Below are 18,417 nucleotides of genomic sequence, written 5' to 3'. Positions count from 1 at the left end.
GGGGCTTAAGCGGATTGAAGCTGCTGGCCGATGGCGCGGATGAGGTCCTGGCCGATCGGGTCCGTGCCGGCCGGATAGCCGCCAACGAGATCGCCGTCGCGCCCGACCAGGTATTTGTGGAAGTTCCAGGTCGGCATCTCCGCGGGCCGGCGCGCCGCCGCCCAGCGATAGAACGGATGGGAGTCCGCCCCGCGCACGCTCGACTTCGCCGCGAACGGATAGGTCGCGCCATGGACCTGCCGGGCGGCCTCCGCGATAGCCATGCCCTCCAGCGGCTCCTGCCCGCCAAAGTCATTGCTCGGCACGGCGAGCAGCATCAGTCCGCGATGCGAATAGCGCTGCCAGAGCTGCTCCAGCGAAGCGAACTGCCCGGCGAACCCGCAATTGGTCGCGGTGTTGACGATCAGCATCGGCTTGCCGCGATAGGCCTCCAGCGGGATGCGCCCGCCCTCCAGCCGGTCGAAGGCGAAACGATAGGCGTCGGGCGCCTCCGGCAGCGAGGGCGATACGGCCAAAGCCGGGCCGGCCGCCAGCCCGCCGATCAAGCCCAGCACGTCACGACGAAGCAGCGGCATGGCCTGCTCTCCCGAAATCCGCCCATCCCTTTGATACGGCATACTGCCCCAAACGGATGCGCCCCGCAGCCTGATGGCTCGGGGCGCTGGATCACAATGGTGAGATTGGCCTGGCCTTCGTTTCTCAGCCCTCATCCTGAGGAGTGAGCTTCAGTTCGCGGCTCCTCAGGATGAGGGCTCAGGTGCCTCAGCAGGCGAGGACCTTCTTCACGCGGACTTCCAGGTCGCGCAGCTCGTAGGGCTTCACGACGTAGTGGTCGGCGCCGTTGGTGGTCGCCTCGTCCATCTTGTCGACCGAGCGCTCGGAGGTCGCCATGATGATCTTGATCTGGTTGAGCTCAGGCACGGAGCGAATGGCGCGCAGCAGGTCGATGCCGCTCATGCCGTCCATGTTCCAGTCGAGCAGCAGCAGGTCGTAGCGCTTGCTCTGCATCTTCATCAGGGCTTCGCGGGCGTTCTCGGCTTCGTCGATGTCCTGAAACTCGATCTGCTTCAAGAAGTAGGTCGCAAGCCCGCGCATGCTCTTCTGGTCGTCGACCACGAGGATCCGATAATCGCTTCTGGCCTTCATCTCGCTCTCCTCAGGCGCTGCGCTGATGCGGGCGCTCGCCGATCAGGTGCCCGACGGCGGCGCCGATCTGGTCGAGCGGCACGACACGTTCGGCGGCGCCGATCTCGAATGCTGCTTTCGGCATACCGTTTACCACACAGGTCTCCCCACTTTGGATTAACGTTGCGGCACCCGCTTTCCGCATGGCTAACAAACCGTCAGCGCCATCGCGTCCCATTCCGGTCAACAGCACGCCGACCGCGTGCGGGCCGAGGCTGCGCGCCACCGAATGGAACATCACGTCGACGGAGGGGGAGTGGCCGCTGACCAGCGGGCCTTCCTTGAGAACGCAGGTGTATTCGCCGCGGCGCTCCTCGATTTCGAGATGGCGCGGGCCGCCCGGCGCGACCACGGCCATGCCCGGGCGCAGGCGCTCGCCATCGCCGGCCTCGCGCACGTCGAGCCCGGTCGCGGCAGTAAGCCGCGCCGCGAATTTCGCGGTGTAGCCCGGCGGCATGTGCTGCACGACGACGATCGGGATGCGGTGCTGGGCGAGATCGCGCATCACCACCTGCACGGCGGGCACTCCGCCGGTCGAGGCGCCGATCGCGATCAGCGAGACCCGGCTGCCGGCTGCCGTCCGCGCCGGCTCGCGAACGAGCGCGGGCCGCTCCGGCGCCGTCTCGCGCACCACCGCCTCGCGCGCCATCGCGAAGATGCGGCGGCTGGCGGCGGCGCGCTGCAGCGCCGCCACCAGATGCTTCATGAAGCCTTCGAGCGTGTGTGTCGCGCCATCGGGCTTCTCGATGAAGTCGACCGCGCCCAGTTCGAGCGCCTGCAAGGTGTTGTCGGCGCCCGGGCCGCCGAAGGCCGAGACGATCAGCACCGGCAGCGGGTCCTGCTTCATCAGGCGCGCCAGCAGCTTGAGCCCGTGCCGGCCCGGCAGTTCGAGGTCGAGCGTCACGACGTCGGGCCTGAGCGCCTGGATGGCGTCCCAGCCCTCCTCCGCGCTGCCGGCGACGCCGATCACCTTGAAGCCGGGCGCGGAGTCGACGATCTGCGTCATCAGCTTCTGCATCAGCACGGAATCGTCGACGACGAGGACGTTGACGGGCTTGGCCGGGGAGGATGCGGTCAAGGTCATGAGAAGATCTCGATGTCACCTGCGACGGGTTGGGTCTTGAGGCGGTTGAGATAGGCGACTTCCTGCTCGTGCTCGGTGCTGCGCGCGCTCGGCTGGACGTGCTGCACCCAGGCCCGGCCGGTGGCAGGCTGGTAGTGGATGCGCCGCGAGCGCGTGCCGCCGACATCCTTGGAGACGATCGGGATGCCCTCGCGGTTGAGGAAGTCGAGCACGAAGGCGATGTTGCCGTCGCCGATCGCGAGCATGGTCGCGCCCGACAGCACGCGCGCGCCGCCGAAGACCTTGGCTTCGAGGTGGCCGCGCTTGGCGCCGCGCTTCATCAGGCCGTTGATCAGCACCTCCATGGCGGTGTCGCCATAGCGCTCGCCGGCGCTGGTGTCGTTGCCGCCATTGTTCTTGGGCAGCAGGAAATGGTTGAGCCCGCCGACCCCGGCCTGAGGATCGCGCATGCACACCGAGATGCAGGAGCCGAGCACGGTCGCGACGATCTCGTCCTTGGCCGCGGTGATCTCATGCTCGCCCGGCGCCACGGTGATGATGGTGGCCTCAAAACGTGGGTCGAAATAGCGGCGAGAGGACCGGGCCGTGCTCATGGGGTTCTCTCGTAGATGGTGCGCCCGATCAGCCGGAGCTGCGGATGCGGTTGCGGTAGCGATTCCGAATGGCCGAGGTAGAGGAAGCCGCCCGGCGCGAGCAGCGACACGAAGCGGTCGAGGATCGCCGCTTTGGTCTGGGTGTCGAAATAGATGAAGACGTTGCGGCAGAAGATCACGTCGAACGGCCCCCGCATCGGCCAGGTCTCGATCAGGTTCAGCCGCTTGAAGGCGATCAGCCGGCGCAGATCGTCGCTGATCCGCCCCTCGCCGCGCCCGGCCATGCCGTCGAGCCTGAGCAGCGGCTTGATGTCGGCGGGCAGCCGCTCGAACAGCTCGAGCGGGTAGATGCCCGCTTCGGCACGGTCGAGGATGTCGGTGTCGATATCCGTCGCCAGGATGCGGAAGTCGAGGTCATGGCGCGCGCCGAGCACGTCGCGCGCAATCGCGGCGATGCTGTACGGCTCCTCGCCCGAGGAGCAGGCCGAGGACCAGATCCGGATGCGCCCGCGCCGGCCGCCGCGCTCCTGCACCAGCTTAGGCAGCACGTCCCGGCGCAGATGGTCGAAATGGTGCCGCTCGCGGAAGAAGGCGGTGTGGTTGGTCGTGACGGCGTTGATCAGCTCGGGAATCTCGCCGGTCGCCCCCGGCGTCTTCAGGAAGGCGCAGTATTCCGCCACCGAGCCCAGGCCGAGCGCCTTGACGCGCCGCGACAGGCGCCCGCGCGTCATCGCCTCCTTGTGCTCGCGGATGACGATGCCGGCATGCTCGTAGACCAGCTTCGCGATGAAGCCCATGTCGTCGCGCGACAGCGTGGTCTCGTGGATGGTCTGGGGCGCAAGCATCAACGCAACTCTGCTGCCATGGCCTAGAACTCGGCCCAGTCATCGGCGCGTCCGCCGGAAGCAGCGCGGCGGCGCGGCGCGGCGCGGGCCGGCTGCGGCGCGGGCTCGGGCCGGCGCGGCTCGAAGCGGCGCGGCGGCTGCGCCTGCTCGACCAGCGCCGCCGCGGCGAGCCGTTGCAGCCGGGCCGGCTCGCCGGGAGCAGCATATCTGGCCGCCGGAGCCTGGAGGGCCTCGGTGCGGAAGAAGGCGACGAGGTCTCTCAGCGTCGCGATCTCGCCCATCAGCTCGGTGGCCGAGGAGGCGCTCTGCTCGGCCAGGGCCGAGTTCTGCTGGGTCATCTCGTCCATATGCGCGACCGTCTGGCTCATCTCCTCGATGCCATGCGCCTGCTCGGCGGTGGCCGACGAGATGTCGGCGACCGTGGCCGAGACCTTGCCGGCAGCAGCGACGATGCGCTCCAGCGCCTCGCCGGTGCTGCGCACGAACTTGACGCCCTCGCCGACCTGCTGGTTCGAGGAGACGATCAGCCCCTTGATGTCCTTGGCGGCCTGGCTGGAGCGCTGCGCCAGCGCCCGCACCTCGGAGGCGACCACCGCGAAGCCCTTGCCGGCATCGCCGGCGCGAGCGGCCTCGACGGCTGCGTTCAGCGCCAGCAGGTTGGTCTGGAAGGCGATGTCGTCGATGACCGAGACGATCTCGGAGATGCGGCCGGAGGAGTTCTCGATGCGCTCGATCGCGCCGACCGCCTGCGAGACCACGGCCTTGCCGTCATTGGCGACGCTCATCGCCTCGCCGGCAAGCGACGTCGCCTCGCGCGAGCGGCCCGCGCTCTGCTTGACCGAGGCCGCCAGCTCCTCGGTGGTCGCCGCGGTCTCTTCGAGATTGGTCGCGGTCTCCTCGGTGCGCCTGGCGAGGTCGCCGGCGCCGGCATTGATCTCGGTCGCGGCGCGCGAGACGTTGCCGGCCGTCGCCTGGATGGTCGAGACGGTCTCGCCGAGATGCGCCAGCGTGCCGTTCAGGCTCTGCTTCAGCTCGCCGAAGCGGCCGCGATAGTCGCCCGCCATGCGGTTGGTCAGGTCACCCTGCGCCAGGCCGCCGAGCACGGCGGCGAATTCGCCGACCGCGCCGTCGACCAGCGCGTTGATCTGGTTCATGCCCTCGGCGATCCGGGCCAGCGCCTCGGGCTTGCCGGCGAGCGGGATGCGGCGCGAGAAATCGCCCTCGACCGCGGCCGAGACGACCTCCGCCACCTCGTTCGCGGCGGCGAGCTCGTCGGTCAGCTCCAACCATTCGACGGAGGTGCCGAGCCGCTCGCCATTGCCGTGCAGCACCGGGCTCAGCGTCAGCGACACCGTGCGGCGGCCGAGCGCGAAGCGGGTGGTGCGTGCCGCGTCGCTCAGCCCGAAGGACTGCTCGCGATGGACGGCTTCCATCACCCGGCCGAGCATGTCCTTGGCCGAGCAGCCCGGGAAGGCGACGCGAAAGTCTTCTTGCGCGTCGGTGAAGAACTTCAGCAGCGAGTTGTTGACGTAGACGACGCGGTTCTGCGCGTCGCAGACCATGACGTTGGTGCGGCAGCCGTCGAGCGCGGCGCGGATGCGCGCGGCCTCGACGCCGGCTTCGTGAATGCTGGTCATGGCGCGGGCGAGATCGCCGATCTCGTCGCGGCGGCTCAGGCCGGGAATGGCGATGGTCTCGCCTTGGGCCAGTTGGCCGACCGCATCGCGCATCGCCACGATCGGCCGGTAGATCGTGCGGGCGGCGAGCCAGCCGACGAGGCCGATGCCGGCCAGCGCAGCGGCGCTGATCGTCAGCATCTGCGGCCCGGCGGCGCTGACCGCGCCCTGGATGTCGGCGGCGCTCAGGCCGAGCTGGGCGAGGTCGTTCAGCCGGCCCCAGGCGACGTGATAGGCCGCCGCGCCGACGGCTCCGCCCGCGACGAAGGCCGCGCCGAGAAACATCAGCGGCAGCTTGACCGAGAGTCGCGAGAGGGAACCGAGGGAGCTGCCCATGCTGGCGTCGTTTTCTTTCTCGCGGACGGCTTCTTCCGCCGCGACGTCTGGATGGTCCTAACGCCCGACCCTTACGCGACGCGCGCCTGCCGCGCGGCCGGCGCCTCGGCGCCGCCATCGCGGATCACGGCCCCGAGGTCGAGCAGCGCCACGATCTCGGTGTCGAGCAGCACGAGGCCTTCGATCAGCCCATGCTCGTCGCGCTCCAGGTCCGGAGCCGGGCGCACCGCGCTGACCGGCACGTCGACGATGTCCGAGACCGAGTCGACCAGCAGGCCGGCGGTCTTGTCCTCGACATCGACCACGACGATGACATGGGTCGCGGTCGCGTCGGTGACGCCGAGGCCGATCGAGGTGCGCAGGTCGTAGACCGCGAGGATGACGCCGCGCAGGTTGAGCACGCCGCGCACATGCGGGGCCGCATGCGGCAGCGGGGTCGTCGCCTGCCAGCCCTTGATCTCGCGGACCATGCCGACATCGATGCCGAAGGTCCGGTCGCCGACGCGGAAGGTGACGATGCGGCGCACCGCCGATTCAGGCTGTGCCGACGAGAAGTGCTTTTCGCCGAGGGGGAGCGTCATGATCATCCAGCCATTTTTAGAGCGGAAGCGGGTGGGCGGCCGCTGGATGCGGCCAGGCGAAGCATCGAATCGACGTCGAGGATGAGGGCGACGAGCCCGTCACCGAGAATGGTTGCGGCCGACGCGCCGTTGACCGTGCCGTAATTGCCTTCGAGGCTCTTCACGACCACCTGCTGCTGGCCGACGATCTCGTCGACCGCGATGCCGACATTCCCGCCACGCTCGGTCTCGGCGATGATGATGATGTTCTCGTCCGGCCGTCCGGACGAGCCCATGACCGCGCCGAGCCGGTAGAGCGGCGTGACCTCGCCGCGCCAGCGAAGCACCTCTTGGCCGAAGGTCAGGTGCTCGATCGGCGTGTTGGTGAGGTGCTGGGTCTCGATCACGCTCGAAATCGGAATGACGTAGCGGTCCTCGCCGCAGCGGATGACCATGCCCTCGAGCACGGCCAGCGTCAGCGGCAGGGCAAGCGTGAACTTGCAGCCGCGGCCCGGCTCGGAATCGACGCTGATGCGCCCGCCGAGCGATTCCACGTTGCGGCGCACCACGTCCATGCCGACGCCGCGGCCGGACACGTCGCTGATCACCTCGGCCGTCGACAGGCCGGCGGCGAAGATCAACTGGTCGATCTCCTCCGGCGCGAGCTTCTCGTCCTGGCCGACGAGGCCACGGGACTTCGCCTTGGCGAGCAGCTTGTCACGGCCGATGCCGCGCCCGTCATCGGTGACGGAGATGACGATGCGCCCGGCGCGATGCTCGGCGACGAGCTTGATCGTCCCTTCCGGCGACTTGCCGGCGGCGATGCGGTCCTCGGGCGTCTCCAGGCCGTGATCCATAGAATTGCGGATCATGTGGGTCAGCGGATCGGCGAGTTCCTCGATGATCGTCTTGTCGACCTCGGTGTTCTCGCCCTCCAGCACCAGCCGGACTTCCTTGCCGAGCGTCTGCGCCAGCTCGCGCACCAAGCGCGGCATGCGCTGGAACACGGCCTTCACCGGCTGGGCGCGCACGGCCATGACGTGGTCCTGCAGCTCGCGCGTCTGGCGCGACAGGGTCAGGATGCCTTCGGCCGTCTTGGCATAGACGTCATAGGGCAGCGAGCGCACGCATTCGACCAGCATCGACTGGGTGATGACGATCTCGCCGACCAGGTTCATCAGCTTGTCGATGCGGTCGAGGTCGACGCGCACGCTGACGGCCTGGCGCTGGCGCGCCGCGACTGCGTCATTGGCGGGGGGCCGGGCGGCCGGACGCGGCGCGGCGGGAGCTTGCGCCGCGGTCACGAGCTGCGTCGTCACCGCTGGTGCGGGCGCGATGTCGGGCTGCGCGGCCGGGGCCGAAGCGGGGCCGAGCTTGGCCAGGATGGCGGAAAGGTCGGCGGCGACGTTCTGCGGCACCTCGGAGACCGGCGCCGCCACCTCGATCTCGGGCTCGACATCGTCATTGGCCGGCATCGGCTCGACTTCGATCTCGAACTCCTCGGCGGCGAGGGTGAAGTCGAACTTGGCGTGGATCTCCTCGATCGACATCTCGGTGCGCAGGGTCACCGTGAAGCGCATCCAGCAATCGGTGACGTCGATCGCCTCCAGCGCCGGCACGTGGCTCATGTCGCAGACGACCGAGACGATGTCCTCCGGCGGCAGCAGCGCGATGACGACGCGCGGCTCGATCACACGGCGGAACAGGTCGGTATCGGGATGGATGTGGAGGCGGATTTCGCGGCCGGGCTTGGCCTTGGGCGCCGCCACCGGGGCCGGTTCGTCGTCCCAGCCGGCATCGACCGGAGCGCTGGCCGCGCCGGTCTTGGCCTCGACCATCGCGAGCAGGTTGCCGAGCGCGGCGATGCCCGGAGGGGCGTCGTCGCTCTTGACCGGGGGGCGTTTGGTGGGAGCAGCGGCGGCGGGTGCCGGAACGGGCTTCGGCGCTTCGCTCTGGCCGACCTGGCTCAGGGCCTCCAGCAGGTCGGGGCGCGGCCGGGCCGGCTCGTCGTTGCGCGCGGCGGAGACGAGGTCGGCGACGGCGTCGGAGCAGCGCAGGAACAGGCTGAACGGCGCATCCACGATGGCGACGCGGCCGGAGCGCAAATGGTCCAGCGAGGCCTCGAAGACATGGGCGAAGGCGACGAGCTCGGTGCAGCCGAAGGCCCCTGCCCCGCCCTTGATCGAGTGGATCGCGCGGAAGGCCGCGTTAACGTCTTCGGAATCGACCGAGCCCTCGTCGAGCGCCTGTAGCTTCTGCTCCAGCGCGCCGAGGAGTTCCTCGCATTCCTGGAAGAAGGTCTGTTTGAGTTCCGCTAGCGCATCCACGGCAAGGCCTCAGTTCTGATAGCGAGCGACGAGGCCGAGCAGGGTGTTGGGCTCGAACGGCTTGACCATCCAGGCGCTGGCGCCGGCGCGGCGCCCTTCGGCCTTGATTTCCGCGCCGTTCTCGGTGGTCAGCACGATGATCGGGGTGTTCTGGCCGGCCGGGCGGGCGCGGCAGGCGCGCGTGAACTCGATCCCGTCCATCAGCGGCATGTTGAGGTCGGTGATCACCAGGTCGGGCTGGAACTGGTCGAACTTGGTCAGGCCCTCTTCGCCGTTCTCGGCGGCGGCGACTTCGTGTCCGGCATTCCGCAAGGTCAGGCACAGCAAACTGAGCAGAGTCTTGGTATCGTCGATGGCCAGAATTCGCATCGATATCACTCCAGAACGAGGGCGCTTTGAGCGGGATCGAACCCGATCGCCTGCAAGGATTTGCGGCATTCCTCGGAAGCCGCTCTGAGCGTCACGCTAAGCCCCCGAGCTTTCGCGCTGCTTGCGGCCGCATGCAGCAGCTGGATCCACAGGCTGGGAAGAGGGCCGGCCTCGGCGCATTCGACGGCGATGCTCTCCTTCTGCTCCAGCGCCACGAGCAGCTGGTTGCGAAAGGTGGCGGCCTCGGAACGACCAAGGAAGGGAGGTAGGGAGACGGTGATGACCACGGCGGCGCGACCTATGATTGGCCGGTCGAAGATCGCGTCAGACTGGTAAAGATTTCGCTAATTTGGCTCCCTTGCGTCAACCTTTTAGGCGACCTTGGGGCAAGAAGGTGGTGAACGATGTTTGAGCGCGGTAAATGCGTCGATTTTTCAACGTGCAGACGCGTAGAGCCCGGCTTCGATCGGCCATGAAATGTGCTGCGATTTGCCGGAACCAGGCGCCGTCATCCCGGACGGAGCTCCGGGATCCATCATAGAGCTCAGTCCCCTACGATGGCTTCCGGAGCGGCGCCGCTGCGCGGCTTGTCCGGGATGACGGGGAGAGCGTTCCGCGCAACCGCAGTATGCTCTAAAACATCGCGTTGCTGATCACGCGCGGCACCAGGGTGATGCTGCCGTTCAATTCCTTGTACTTGCGCGGAACGTTGATGATTCCCGACAGGTGCGCCCACAGGCTGTTGGGCGAGATCGGCTTGGTGATGATCTCGTGCGCGCCGAGCTTGCCGGCCTGCACGACCGAGCGGCGGTCGGGCCGCTCCATCATCACCAGCACCGGCGCCTTGGCGAAGGGCGAGGTCTTGAACGAGCGGATCGAGGCCAGGCACTTGATGCTGCCGGCATCCGGCAGGTCCCAGTCGAGGATGACGATGTTGGGCTGCTTCTGGATGAAGGTCGTCGCCGCCGAGGAGAGGTCGGCCGCCTCGAAGATGCGGTGCAGCTGCGCCTGATAGAGCATCGTCCGGATGATGCGCCGGTAGTGCGGGCTGGGGTCGATCAGCAGCACCGAGAGGTTCGGGAAGGACGGCGCGATATGCATGACGCTGGCTCGGACACTCTACGCAACAGGGCGAGGCCGGCGTCCCACGAAGACCGAAGCGCGGACCAGATGAGGCCGCATCCGCGCCTGGAGGGAGCCATCCCCAACCTAGCGGAAGCGTCGTAAATTCGGCGTTAATCGCCTGTTGGAGCTCAATTTGCCCGTCCCCCCGCGAGATCATGATCGTGCGGCGAGGTTCTGGCCGGGCGCGTAGCGTCCATAGCCGATGGTGATCGGCCCTCCCCGCCGCTCGTCGACCAGATTGCCGACGAACACCTCTGCCTGCTGCCCAGGCGCGCGCTCCAACGACGCATCCGCGAGGGTGAACTTGTGGATTTTTATCGTCTTTCTCCGTGATGTGGGCGGAGCTTAGCCTGGAGATGCGGGCAACAAGACCAATTGCAAACTTTCAGGGAGAAAGTTCCTGCTCTTATGTCTCCTTACTGTTGAGGAAAAATGGGCCCGGCCAGCACTGCGCCGGAAGCGGACATGGGAGGCCCGCAAACCGGATGTCCATCGCGTAGACGCGCGAGGGCCGGAATCGACCAACGGACAACCTCTGACATGCCGTCAGCCGTACGGTGGCTGCTCTGGCTGGTCACGATTGAGCCTCTGGGGTCATCTGCTTCAGCGGAAGCACGAAGAGCGCGGCCAGGAGGCCGATTGCGCCGCCCAGGACGGTCTCCCAAGCGCGGGAGAACAGCATCGCCACCGAATGCTCGCCAGTGGCGGCCAAGGTTACGACGAGCGTGAACGCGAAGGCGCCGGAGGCGATGTCGTAGCGCTCTGGCAGAGCCATGGCGTAGACGACCATGGCGCCTGCCGCGGCGAGCCAAAGCAGCAGCGGCGCCTCGTGGGCGATCGGCAGGCAAGCGAGCCCCAGCGGCACGCCGATCGCGGTGCCCAGAATCCGGCGCCGCACCCGGTCCATGGTCCCGGCGGAGGAGCCGGCGATGACGTAGGTTGCGGCCGTGATGCCCCAGGCCGGCTCGGCCAGGCTGAAGCGCGAGGTGAGTCCGATGATGACGAGCGCGGCGACCGCCGCCTGGAGACCCATCGCGAGTTCCGGACGCACCGTCGGAAGGCCGGCCACGCGAACCTGAGGGGCGGGCATGGCCGGCGCCGGCCTTTCGGCAGGCCCGCTCAACAGCCGCGGTATCATCGCGCTGCCGGCCGCGATTAGCCCTGCGACCATGATGGTCCAGATATCCGCCGGCCCAAGCCCCGAGCCATAGGCGAGGAGCTGGCCGATGAAGATCTGCGAGCCGATGCCGGTGCCGAGCAGGCCATAGCGGCGCAGATAGCCGGTGCAGAACGCCCCGCTGACCAGCACCAGCTCCGGGCCGAAGGCCCAGATCGCGGCGAGCGGCGGCGCGCAGATGGCATAGCTCGCGGCGCCCATCGCAGCGGCCAGGCAGAGCAGCAGCAGGTCGCGGCTCGATTCCCCGCGCGCGCTGCGCGCTTCGGAGACGCTCGCCCAAAGCGCAAACCCACCGGCCAGAAGGCTCAGCGACCGGCCGGCATCGAGGCCGCTCATCACCTCCGGCATGCGCCCGGCCATCGCCGCCAGCCCGAAGGCGGTGACGAGCCTCAGCCCCTTGATGCGGCGGTGAACGCCGGGATCGAACCGCTCCAGCCAATTCTCCATCCGCCGGCACCTTCAATTCGACGCGTGAGGATCGGCCCCGGATATCGCCCTCGCGACGTGATCAGCGCTCGTCCAGATAATCGTAGACGACCTCGCCAAGGCCGAGCGTCAGGTCGGCGATGTAGTGGCTGGCCGAGACCACCTCGCGAACCGGAAGCCGCGCGACGTCGCACATCGCGTGCTGGAAGAGCTGGAGGGCACCTGGTCCGGTCCACGCGCCCTTCAACGTCACGTCCTCCATGTAGTAGCGCACGAGCTCGCAGATCCGCGGCGTGCAATCCACGTGAGGGATGATCTTGATCATGAAGGCGGGCTTGGCCATCGCCTTCGCGATCGGCGCGAGCTCCACCTCGCGGTGCTTGTAGCCCATGGTGACGGTGGCGCAGAGCACCGAGCCGTAGTGCAGGGTGCCGACGAGCGTCTCCTGCTCGTGCACCAGCTTCGGCGTCGCCAGCTTCTTCGGGAAGCCCCAGATCTCGCGCCCGCCAGCGATCGGTGAATTGTCGTCCAGGTACATCGCATGGACGTAGCCGCCCTCCTGGACCTCGCCCGAGGGCGTGGTGAAGCGGACCGGGATCACCTGCCCCGTCTCGGTGTAGTCGCCGAAGCCGGTCGAGTCCGGCATCCGGATGAACTCGTAGGCGACCGTGTCTCCCACGACCTCGAGCGGTTCGGGCACCACGGCGCGCAGCGCCTCGGGATCGGTCCGATAGGTGATGACGACGAATTCCCGGTTGTAGAATCGGTAGGGCGGCCTCGGATAGGCGGGATCGTTGAGCGGCATGGCGAAGGCTTTCGCGCGCACGTCGGAGATCTTCATGGCTTGCTCCAGGTTACGAGGATGATCACTCGCCGAGATCGAAGGTCGCGACGCCGTCCGGCGTGTCCGGGCGCTTCAGGATTTCGGGATGGCGCAGCGTCCGCACGGTATCCGCGTAGCCTGCGGCCCAGTGCTCCTCCATCGTCGCGCGGGAGAATTCATAGTCCTTGGAGGTGCCCTCGTAGCCCTTGGCGCGATAGATCAGGTGGACGATGTTGTAGACCGTCTCGTCCGCTTCCGCGCGCAGCAGCGCGACGTCCGGATCGTCCGGAAATTTCTGGTCCGGCATCATCGCGAGCAGGCGGTGCGCCGCGCGCCGCAGCCGCTGCTCCTGCTTGAACTGGTCGGTGTTCTTGCGGGTGCGGCTCGAAAACCGGATGTCCTTCTGGCGCAGGTCGATGCCGATGAGGTCGAGCGGGACCTCTCCCTTGGCACTCCAGAGGTCGACCTGGAACACGAGCGTGTCCTGTCGCGGGCGGATGTCCCGCAGCCATTGCAGCGGCGTGTTCGAGACCAGCCCCCCATCCCAATAATACTCGCCATCGACCTTCACGGCCGGAAAGCCGGGCGGCAGCGCGCCGCTGGCCATGACGTGCTCGGCGCGGATGGTCTGGCCGGCATTGTCGAAAAACTCGAGGTTGCCGCTGCGGATATTGACCGCGCCGACGCCGAAGCGAATCTCCTGCGCGTTGATGCGGTCGAAATCGACAAGTTCCTCCAGGGTGCCCCGGAGCGGCGCGACGTCATAGAAACTATTGGCCTCGACGGAAGCGGCCGCGACAAAGGGCGGTATCTGCCGGGGCACGAAGAAGCCCGGCGCTCCGTTGACCAAGGTGACCCCGGCATGCGCCTGGTTGACCAGCCCGTGCAGGATGTCGCTGCCGAACTCCATCGCTCCCAGGGCCGACGTCATTAGCGACGGTATCCACGGCGGCGGCTCGGTCACGCGCTCCCAGAACGTCCGCAGCCGCCCCACGCGATCCGAAGGAGCGTTTCCGGCGATGATCGCCGCATTGATGGCGCCGATCGAGATGCCGCCGACCCAGTTCGGATGCAGGCCGACTTCCGCGAGCGCCTCGTAGACGCCCCCTTGATACGCCCCCAAGGCGCCTCCGCCTTGAAGCACCAATGCGATGCGCTCGAACGGGACGCGTCCGGATGCGGTCTTGCCGTGGGTGGCCATCGTAAGCCTCGCGGTGTCGGGGAACGACGATCGAAGGGCAGCCTGACGCAGCCAAGCCTCAAGCCGCCAGGCGGTCAAGCTGATGATTGACGCAGGTCAGATCGAGAGAGGTTGGATCCCGCAGGATCCAGCCTCGATTCTAGTATGGCGCCGGCGCTACGCAGTTGCCGGCCGCAGGCAGGCCAGCGAAGCGGTCCGCCATCCAGGAAATGGCCTGCTCGGCGCCGTCCCGTGCCGCGAAGAGATGCCCGACATCGGGGAGCCAGAGCATATCGACCGACCGACCGGCCCGGCATTGGCGGTCGGCATAGTCGCGTGTCACCTGAGGCCTGACAAGGTCGTCGGCCGTGCCCTGCGCCAGGAAAAGGGGAACGCCGCGCGGCAGGAGGCCGGGCGTGTTGCGTTGGAGCAGCCCGCGCCATGGCTGCTTGTCGTAGAATTGCTCCGACTTGAGGAAGGCGCGCTGCAGCGCGCGGGTCGGACCTAGCCTCGCGAAGACGTCGAAGACGCTTTCGATGCAATCGTCCGCCAGCCTCTGGATGGTTGGGATCGCTTCGGGAACCACGACGTCGCCGAGCGGCGCGTCATAGATCTGGGACCACGACCACAGCGTCATCGCCGTCAGGTTGCGCCCTCCCGACGTCGCGATGTCATCTGCGAGCAAGGCGGAAAGTTCGGTCGCCGGAGCGGCTGCCGCGACGCCGACAAGCTTCAGATCGGGTGCGTAGGTCCGTGCCAGCAGGCCGGTGAAGAGCGCTGCCTGGCCGCCCTGCGAATGCCCCCAGACGGCGAAGCTGTTGCCAGCCCGCGCTTGCGGCAGCGTGCGGGCGGCACGGACGGAATCGAGCACCGCGCGCCCTTCGCTGACGCCGACGAGATAGGGGTGGGGGCCGGGCATGCCGAGCCCGGGATAGTCCGTCGCCGCGACGACGTAGCCGCGCTGCAGCATCGCGTCCAAACCTTGCACCGACGCGAAAAACGCCTGGGCTCGCGAAGGAGCGCATTGGTCTTCGACGCCCGTTGTCGGATGGGCCCAGGCGACGACGGGCCGCCCACTTGCCGGCGCCGGCCCCGGCGGTACGATGACCACGCCGGAGACCGGGATTGCCCGCCCGTCGAGGCCGACGGACTGATAGAGGATGCGATGGGCCGTCGCGCCCAGCGGTGCCCCCGGCAAGTGAGCCGTCCGCAGCAGCTTGCCGGGCCGGCCCCAGGACGCGCCCAGTCCCTGCGGATCGTAGAAATCCGCCGGAGCCTGTGCGCGGCCGGCGAGCGGAACCAGGCATAACAACATCAAGGCAAGGGCGAGATGCCGCATGGCCTGCCTCCGCTTTCTTCCGCGATTACTTCCAGCCGCCGCCCGGCAGCCTGCCATGATAGGGCGTGTTGCGACAGTGCCCCCAGGGCCCGCGCCAGTAGCCCGGAGGGCAGCCGTTGCCGACGCGGGTCTGGTAGTAGCCGTTGGGCAGGCGGCCGTAGTATGGCGTATTGCGGCAATGGCCCCACGGACCGCGCCACCCATTGGGCCCGCATCCGCCGGCGACCCTGACGATATCGGTCGTATCGGGCAAACTGGTTTGCGCCGGCATCGCGACGGCCGCGGCCGGCAGCGCGGCGCCGACGACGAGGGCGAGGCAGGCAATTCGGGGGAGCATCATGGACTTTCTCCTGGCGTCGAGGGATGGGCCGCTGCGCGGAGGCGCAGCGGGGCTTCGAGGTCGACGAGCGCGCTGGCCGCACGGCGACTGAAGAGGCGATGATGGATGTGAGCTTGCGGCGCAGCTTCGCGCGGGCGCGCATCGGGATCGTGCCGCTGCCGCTCTACCTTGCGCTGGTCGCCGCGCTGGCCGTCGCTGTCGCGCTGCCTGCGGGTGGCGATATGGCGTGCGGCCTGCTCCTGCCCGTGGTCGGCGGGTTCGCGCTGGCGGAACTCGGCAGCCGCATTCCGCTGCTGCGCAGCGCGGGCCTGGACACCGTCCTGGTGCTGCTCGTGCCCTCCTGGCTCGCATCGACGAGCGCGCTGCCCGAAGACGGCACTGTCGCCCTGCGCCGACTGCTCGATGCAACCGACGCCGTCGGGTTCTTCGTGACGGTGCTGATCGCCGGAAGCGTGATGAGCATCGACCGCGCGTCGTTGCCGGCGGAGATGGCACGCCTGATGGCCCTGGCGGCATTCGCGACCGCAGCAGCGCTGATCTGCGGCATGGCCGCCGCACTGTTCCTCGGCCGCCCCACCGTTGAGACGCTCGCGCTGACGCTTGCGCCGATGATGGCCGGGGGCCTCAGCGCCGGTGCCATTCCGCTGTCGGTCGCCTATGCGCAGGCGCTCGGCGCGCCGCAGAGCGAGTTGCTGGCGCGCATCCTGCCCGCGCTCATAGCGGCCAACCTCCTCGCGCTCGTGCTAGCGGGAGGCATCGCCTTCCTGGAGCGGCGCGGGGATCGCCGGGCCGGCAACCCGCCGCAGCCTCCCCCGCCCCAGGCCCCTGCATATGCCTGCGGCCCCGGCCGTCTTGCAGCCGCGTTTGCCGGGCTGATCATGCTGCACGTCGTCGCGTCGCACATCTCGCGCGTCTCGGGCTGGCCCGGCCCGTTGATTGCTCTGCTGCTGGTCGCCCTCCTGCGTCTCGGCGATCCGGCGATCGGGCGACCGAGGCAAGATGTGATCGCGCTCTATCGGCACTGTTTGCGCGGCTTGATTTATCCCGTGCTCTTCATCGCCGGGATGCTGTTCACGCCCTGGGACCGGCTCATCGAAGGCTTTAGTTCGGCCGGCTTGCTGCCAGTTGCTGCGGCGGTCGGCGGCATGGCGCTCGCGGGCGCCGCGATAGCGCGGCCGCTGGGCCTCACTGCGGCGGATGGCGTGGTGCTCGCCTTGACCCGCGCCGCCATGGGCGGCACGGGCACTGTCGCCATCCTCAACGCCAGCCACCGGCTTCGGCTGATGCCGCAAGCGCAGATCGTCACCCGCCTGGGCGGCGCCATCACGCTCGCGGTCGCGATGGCCGGTGCCGGAGCTTTGATGCGCTGACCGCATGATCCAACTCAGGACTTGTAGAGCGTCTTGACCGCTTCGTGCAGTTTCTCGGCGAGGGGCGAGGCGGCGTAGGCATCCGTGACGACCTCGATATAGGCGCCGACCTCGACGTTCCTTGCTGCCGCCATGGCGTCGTCGAATTCGGCGCAGGTCGATACGCGGGCGGTCAGCCAGCCATCGTTGCCGAAGGCCCTGGGCAGCTCCGCGTAGCGCCATTGCGCCAGATCGTTATACGAGGCGGCGGGGTCCTTGCAGAGCAGCCGCTCGATCAGGTAGCCGTCATTGTTGAGCACGAAGATGGTCGGCTTCAATCCGTGGCGACCGAACTGGCCGATCTCCTGCACCGTGAGCTGATGCGCGCCCTCGCCGGTGATCAGCACCACATGCCGGTCGGGCGCAGCGATGGCGGCACCGAAGGCGGCGGGCGTTGCCCAGCCGATCGAGCCCCACAGCGTCTGGTTATGGAAGGTCGCCCCCTTCGGCAGCAGCGCGAAGCCCATGCCCATCGAGACCGTGCCGGTCTCGACCACGACGATGTCGCCCGGCTTGATGAAGCTTTCCCAGCCCGAGTACAGCGCCGCGGCGTCGATGGGCTCGCTGCCGCCGGCATCAGCCGGGCCAAGGGACTTGGCCGGCAGCCGCGGCCAGTCGCGCCGCGCGAGGCGCTTCGCCAGCTCGGCGAGAAGCTCGCCCATCTCGACGCCGGGATACGTCTTGCCGTCGATCTGCGCGTGGTGATGACCAATCGTGATCGTTCGGACCGGATCGAGCCGGGCTGTGAAGGCGCCGCTGTTGAAATCGGTCATTGGCGCGCCGACCATCAGCACCCGGTCGCAACCCTCGACGAACTGGCGGACCGGTTCGTTCATCAGCGCGCCGTTATAGATGCCGATGTAGGCCGGGTGCTGCTCATCCAGCACGGATTTGCCCATCAGCATGCTGGAGAACGGCAGGCCGGCCGCATCGACGACGGCCTGCAGCGCAGCGCGCTGCCCGGTGCGCGCGACCAGGATGCCGCCCACGATGCAGGCCGTCGAGGCGTCCGCGAGCGCTGCGACGATGGCCTCGGCAGCGGCCGCGAGCCTGACGGGATCGCTCTGCGGCGCCGGGATCGGTGCGGCCTCGCCCAGCATCGGCTGGTTCGCCAGATCGGCCGGAAAGGCCATGTAGACCGGCCGGCGATGATAGAGCGCCTCGGCGATCAGCCGCTCGGTCTCGTAGGCGACGTTCTGCGGCGTCATCACCGCATGGGCGCAGACGACCGGCTCGCTCATGCGGCGGAACAGGTCGTACTCGCCATTGCCGAACGTGTGATGCATCGGCGCGCGGGCGAGCTGGGTCGCCATGTTCGGCGTGCCGACGAGGTGGAACACCGGCAGATGCTCGGCATAGGCACCGGCAACGCCGTTGATCGCGCTCAGCTCGCCGACGCCATAGGTCGTCGAGAGGGCGGCCACGCCCTTGATACGGGCATAGCCGTCGGCGGCATAGGCGGCGTTGAGCTCGTTGCAGCAGCCGATCCAGCGCAGGCGCGGATCGTCGCAAACGGCATCGGAGACGGCGAAGGAATAGTCGCCCGGCACGCCGAAGACGTCGCTGACGCCAATGTCGTGGAGGCGGGACAGCACATGCTGGATCACGGTCCTGGTCATCGTC

The 18,417-nt window shown here is 68.2% G+C and carries 18 protein-coding genes and 1 pseudogene; 1 reads left to right on the top strand and 18 read right to left on the bottom strand.

What is annotated here, in order from left to right; translation table 11 throughout:
- Positions 1 to 5: 5 nt before the first annotated feature.
- From DWF00_RS08520 to DWF00_RS08440, 17 genes and pseudogenes are all read right to left on the bottom strand, one after another.
- The gene (locus DWF00_RS08520; protein ID WP_114827176.1) at positions 6 to 575 is read right to left on the bottom strand and encodes a glutathione peroxidase; all 570 of its coding nucleotides are present in this window, start codon (positions 573 to 575) and stop codon (positions 6 to 8) included.
- A gap of 187 nt (positions 576 to 762) precedes the next feature.
- On the bottom strand, positions 763 to 1,146 hold the full coding sequence (locus DWF00_RS08515; protein WP_114827175.1) for a response regulator: 384 nt from the start codon (positions 1,144 to 1,146) through the stop codon (positions 763 to 765).
- Between the two features lie 10 nt (positions 1,147 to 1,156).
- The gene (gene cheB / locus DWF00_RS08510; protein WP_114827174.1) at positions 1,157 to 2,269 is read right to left on the bottom strand and encodes a chemotaxis-specific protein-glutamate methyltransferase CheB; all 1,113 of its coding nucleotides are present in this window, start codon (positions 2,267 to 2,269) and stop codon (positions 1,157 to 1,159) included.
- Positions 2,266 to 2,862: a chemoreceptor glutamine deamidase CheD gene (locus DWF00_RS08505; protein WP_114827173.1), complete on the bottom strand. Its 597-nt coding sequence runs from the start codon at positions 2,860 to 2,862 to the stop codon at positions 2,266 to 2,268. The genes cheB and DWF00_RS08505 overlap by 4 nt, the downstream gene beginning before the upstream one ends.
- Positions 2,859 to 3,707, bottom strand: coding sequence for a CheR family methyltransferase (locus DWF00_RS08500; RefSeq protein WP_114827966.1), 849 nt, complete (start codon positions 3,705 to 3,707; stop codon positions 2,859 to 2,861). The genes DWF00_RS08505 and DWF00_RS08500 overlap by 4 nt, the downstream gene beginning before the upstream one ends.
- A 23-nt stretch (positions 3,708 to 3,730) precedes the next feature.
- Complete coding sequence (locus DWF00_RS08495) at positions 3,731 to 5,719, bottom strand: methyl-accepting chemotaxis protein (protein WP_114827172.1); 1,989 nt, start codon at positions 5,717 to 5,719, stop codon at positions 3,731 to 3,733.
- A 71-nt stretch (positions 5,720 to 5,790) separates the two neighbouring features.
- Positions 5,791 to 6,300, bottom strand: a complete 510-nt coding sequence (locus DWF00_RS08490) for a chemotaxis protein CheW (protein ID WP_181832453.1) — start codon at positions 6,298 to 6,300, stop codon at positions 5,791 to 5,793.
- Between the two features lie 2 nt (positions 6,301 to 6,302).
- Complete coding sequence (locus DWF00_RS08485) at positions 6,303 to 8,606, bottom strand: chemotaxis protein CheA (protein WP_114827170.1); 2,304 nt, start codon at positions 8,604 to 8,606, stop codon at positions 6,303 to 6,305.
- Between the two features lie 9 nt (positions 8,607 to 8,615).
- Positions 8,616 to 8,975, bottom strand: coding sequence for a response regulator (locus DWF00_RS08480; RefSeq protein ID WP_210207830.1), 360 nt, complete (start codon positions 8,973 to 8,975; stop codon positions 8,616 to 8,618).
- A 5-nt stretch (positions 8,976 to 8,980) separates the two neighbouring features.
- Positions 8,981 to 9,262 carry an STAS domain-containing protein gene (locus DWF00_RS08475; protein WP_181832452.1) on the bottom strand — a complete coding sequence of 94 codons (282 nt, stop codon included), beginning with the start codon at positions 9,260 to 9,262 and terminating at the stop codon, positions 8,981 to 8,983.
- Positions 9,263 to 9,608: 346 nt separating this feature from the next.
- A complete protein-coding gene (locus tag DWF00_RS08470) occupies positions 9,609 to 10,076 on the bottom strand; it encodes a response regulator (RefSeq protein WP_114827168.1) in 468 nt (155 codons plus the stop codon).
- Positions 10,077 to 10,268: 192 nt separating this feature from the next.
- Positions 10,269 to 10,418: pseudogene (locus DWF00_RS30050) on the bottom strand (ethanolamine utilization protein); the annotation flags it as partial.
- A gap of 256 nt (positions 10,419 to 10,674) precedes the next feature.
- A complete protein-coding gene (locus tag DWF00_RS08460) occupies positions 10,675 to 11,724 on the bottom strand; it encodes an FUSC family protein (RefSeq protein WP_114827167.1) in 1,050 nt (349 codons plus the stop codon).
- 61 nt (positions 11,725 to 11,785) lie between these two features.
- Positions 11,786 to 12,544 carry an acetoacetate decarboxylase gene (locus DWF00_RS08455; RefSeq protein WP_114827166.1) on the bottom strand — a complete coding sequence of 253 codons (759 nt, stop codon included), beginning with the start codon at positions 12,542 to 12,544 and terminating at the stop codon, positions 11,786 to 11,788.
- Positions 12,545 to 12,569: 25 nt separating this feature from the next.
- Positions 12,570 to 13,727: a DUF3734 domain-containing protein gene (locus DWF00_RS08450; RefSeq protein WP_114827165.1), complete on the bottom strand. Its 1,158-nt coding sequence runs from the start codon at positions 13,725 to 13,727 to the stop codon at positions 12,570 to 12,572.
- Between the two features lie 139 nt (positions 13,728 to 13,866).
- Complete coding sequence (locus DWF00_RS08445; RefSeq protein ID WP_210207829.1) at positions 13,867 to 15,045, bottom strand: lipase family protein; 1,179 nt, start codon at positions 15,043 to 15,045, stop codon at positions 13,867 to 13,869.
- A 25-nt stretch (positions 15,046 to 15,070) separates the two neighbouring features.
- Entirely contained in the window at positions 15,071 to 15,385 is a 315-nt protein-coding gene (locus DWF00_RS08440; protein ID WP_245973802.1) for a GCG_CRPN prefix-to-repeats domain-containing protein, read from the bottom strand.
- A 23-nt stretch (positions 15,386 to 15,408) separates the two neighbouring features.
- Here DWF00_RS08440 and DWF00_RS08435 point away from each other — a divergent pair, with 23 nt between their 5' ends.
- On the top strand, positions 15,409 to 16,755 hold the full coding sequence (locus tag DWF00_RS08435) for a 2-hydroxycarboxylate transporter family protein (RefSeq protein ID WP_114827163.1): 1,347 nt from the start codon (positions 15,409 to 15,411) through the stop codon (positions 16,753 to 16,755).
- Between the two features lie 14 nt (positions 16,756 to 16,769).
- Here the strand turns inward: DWF00_RS08435 and DWF00_RS08430 are convergent, their stop codons facing one another.
- Positions 16,770 to 18,413, bottom strand: coding sequence for an alpha-keto acid decarboxylase family protein (locus DWF00_RS08430; protein WP_114827162.1), 1,644 nt, complete (start codon positions 18,411 to 18,413; stop codon positions 16,770 to 16,772).
- Between the last annotated feature and the right edge of the window lie 4 nt (positions 18,414 to 18,417).

It is taken from the genome of Allobosea caraganae (genome assembly GCF_003351345.1).
GTDB classification, from domain to species: Bacteria; Pseudomonadota; Alphaproteobacteria; order Rhizobiales; family Beijerinckiaceae; genus Allobosea; species Allobosea caraganae.
This window is presented reverse-complemented; position numbering and strand designations above follow the sequence as displayed.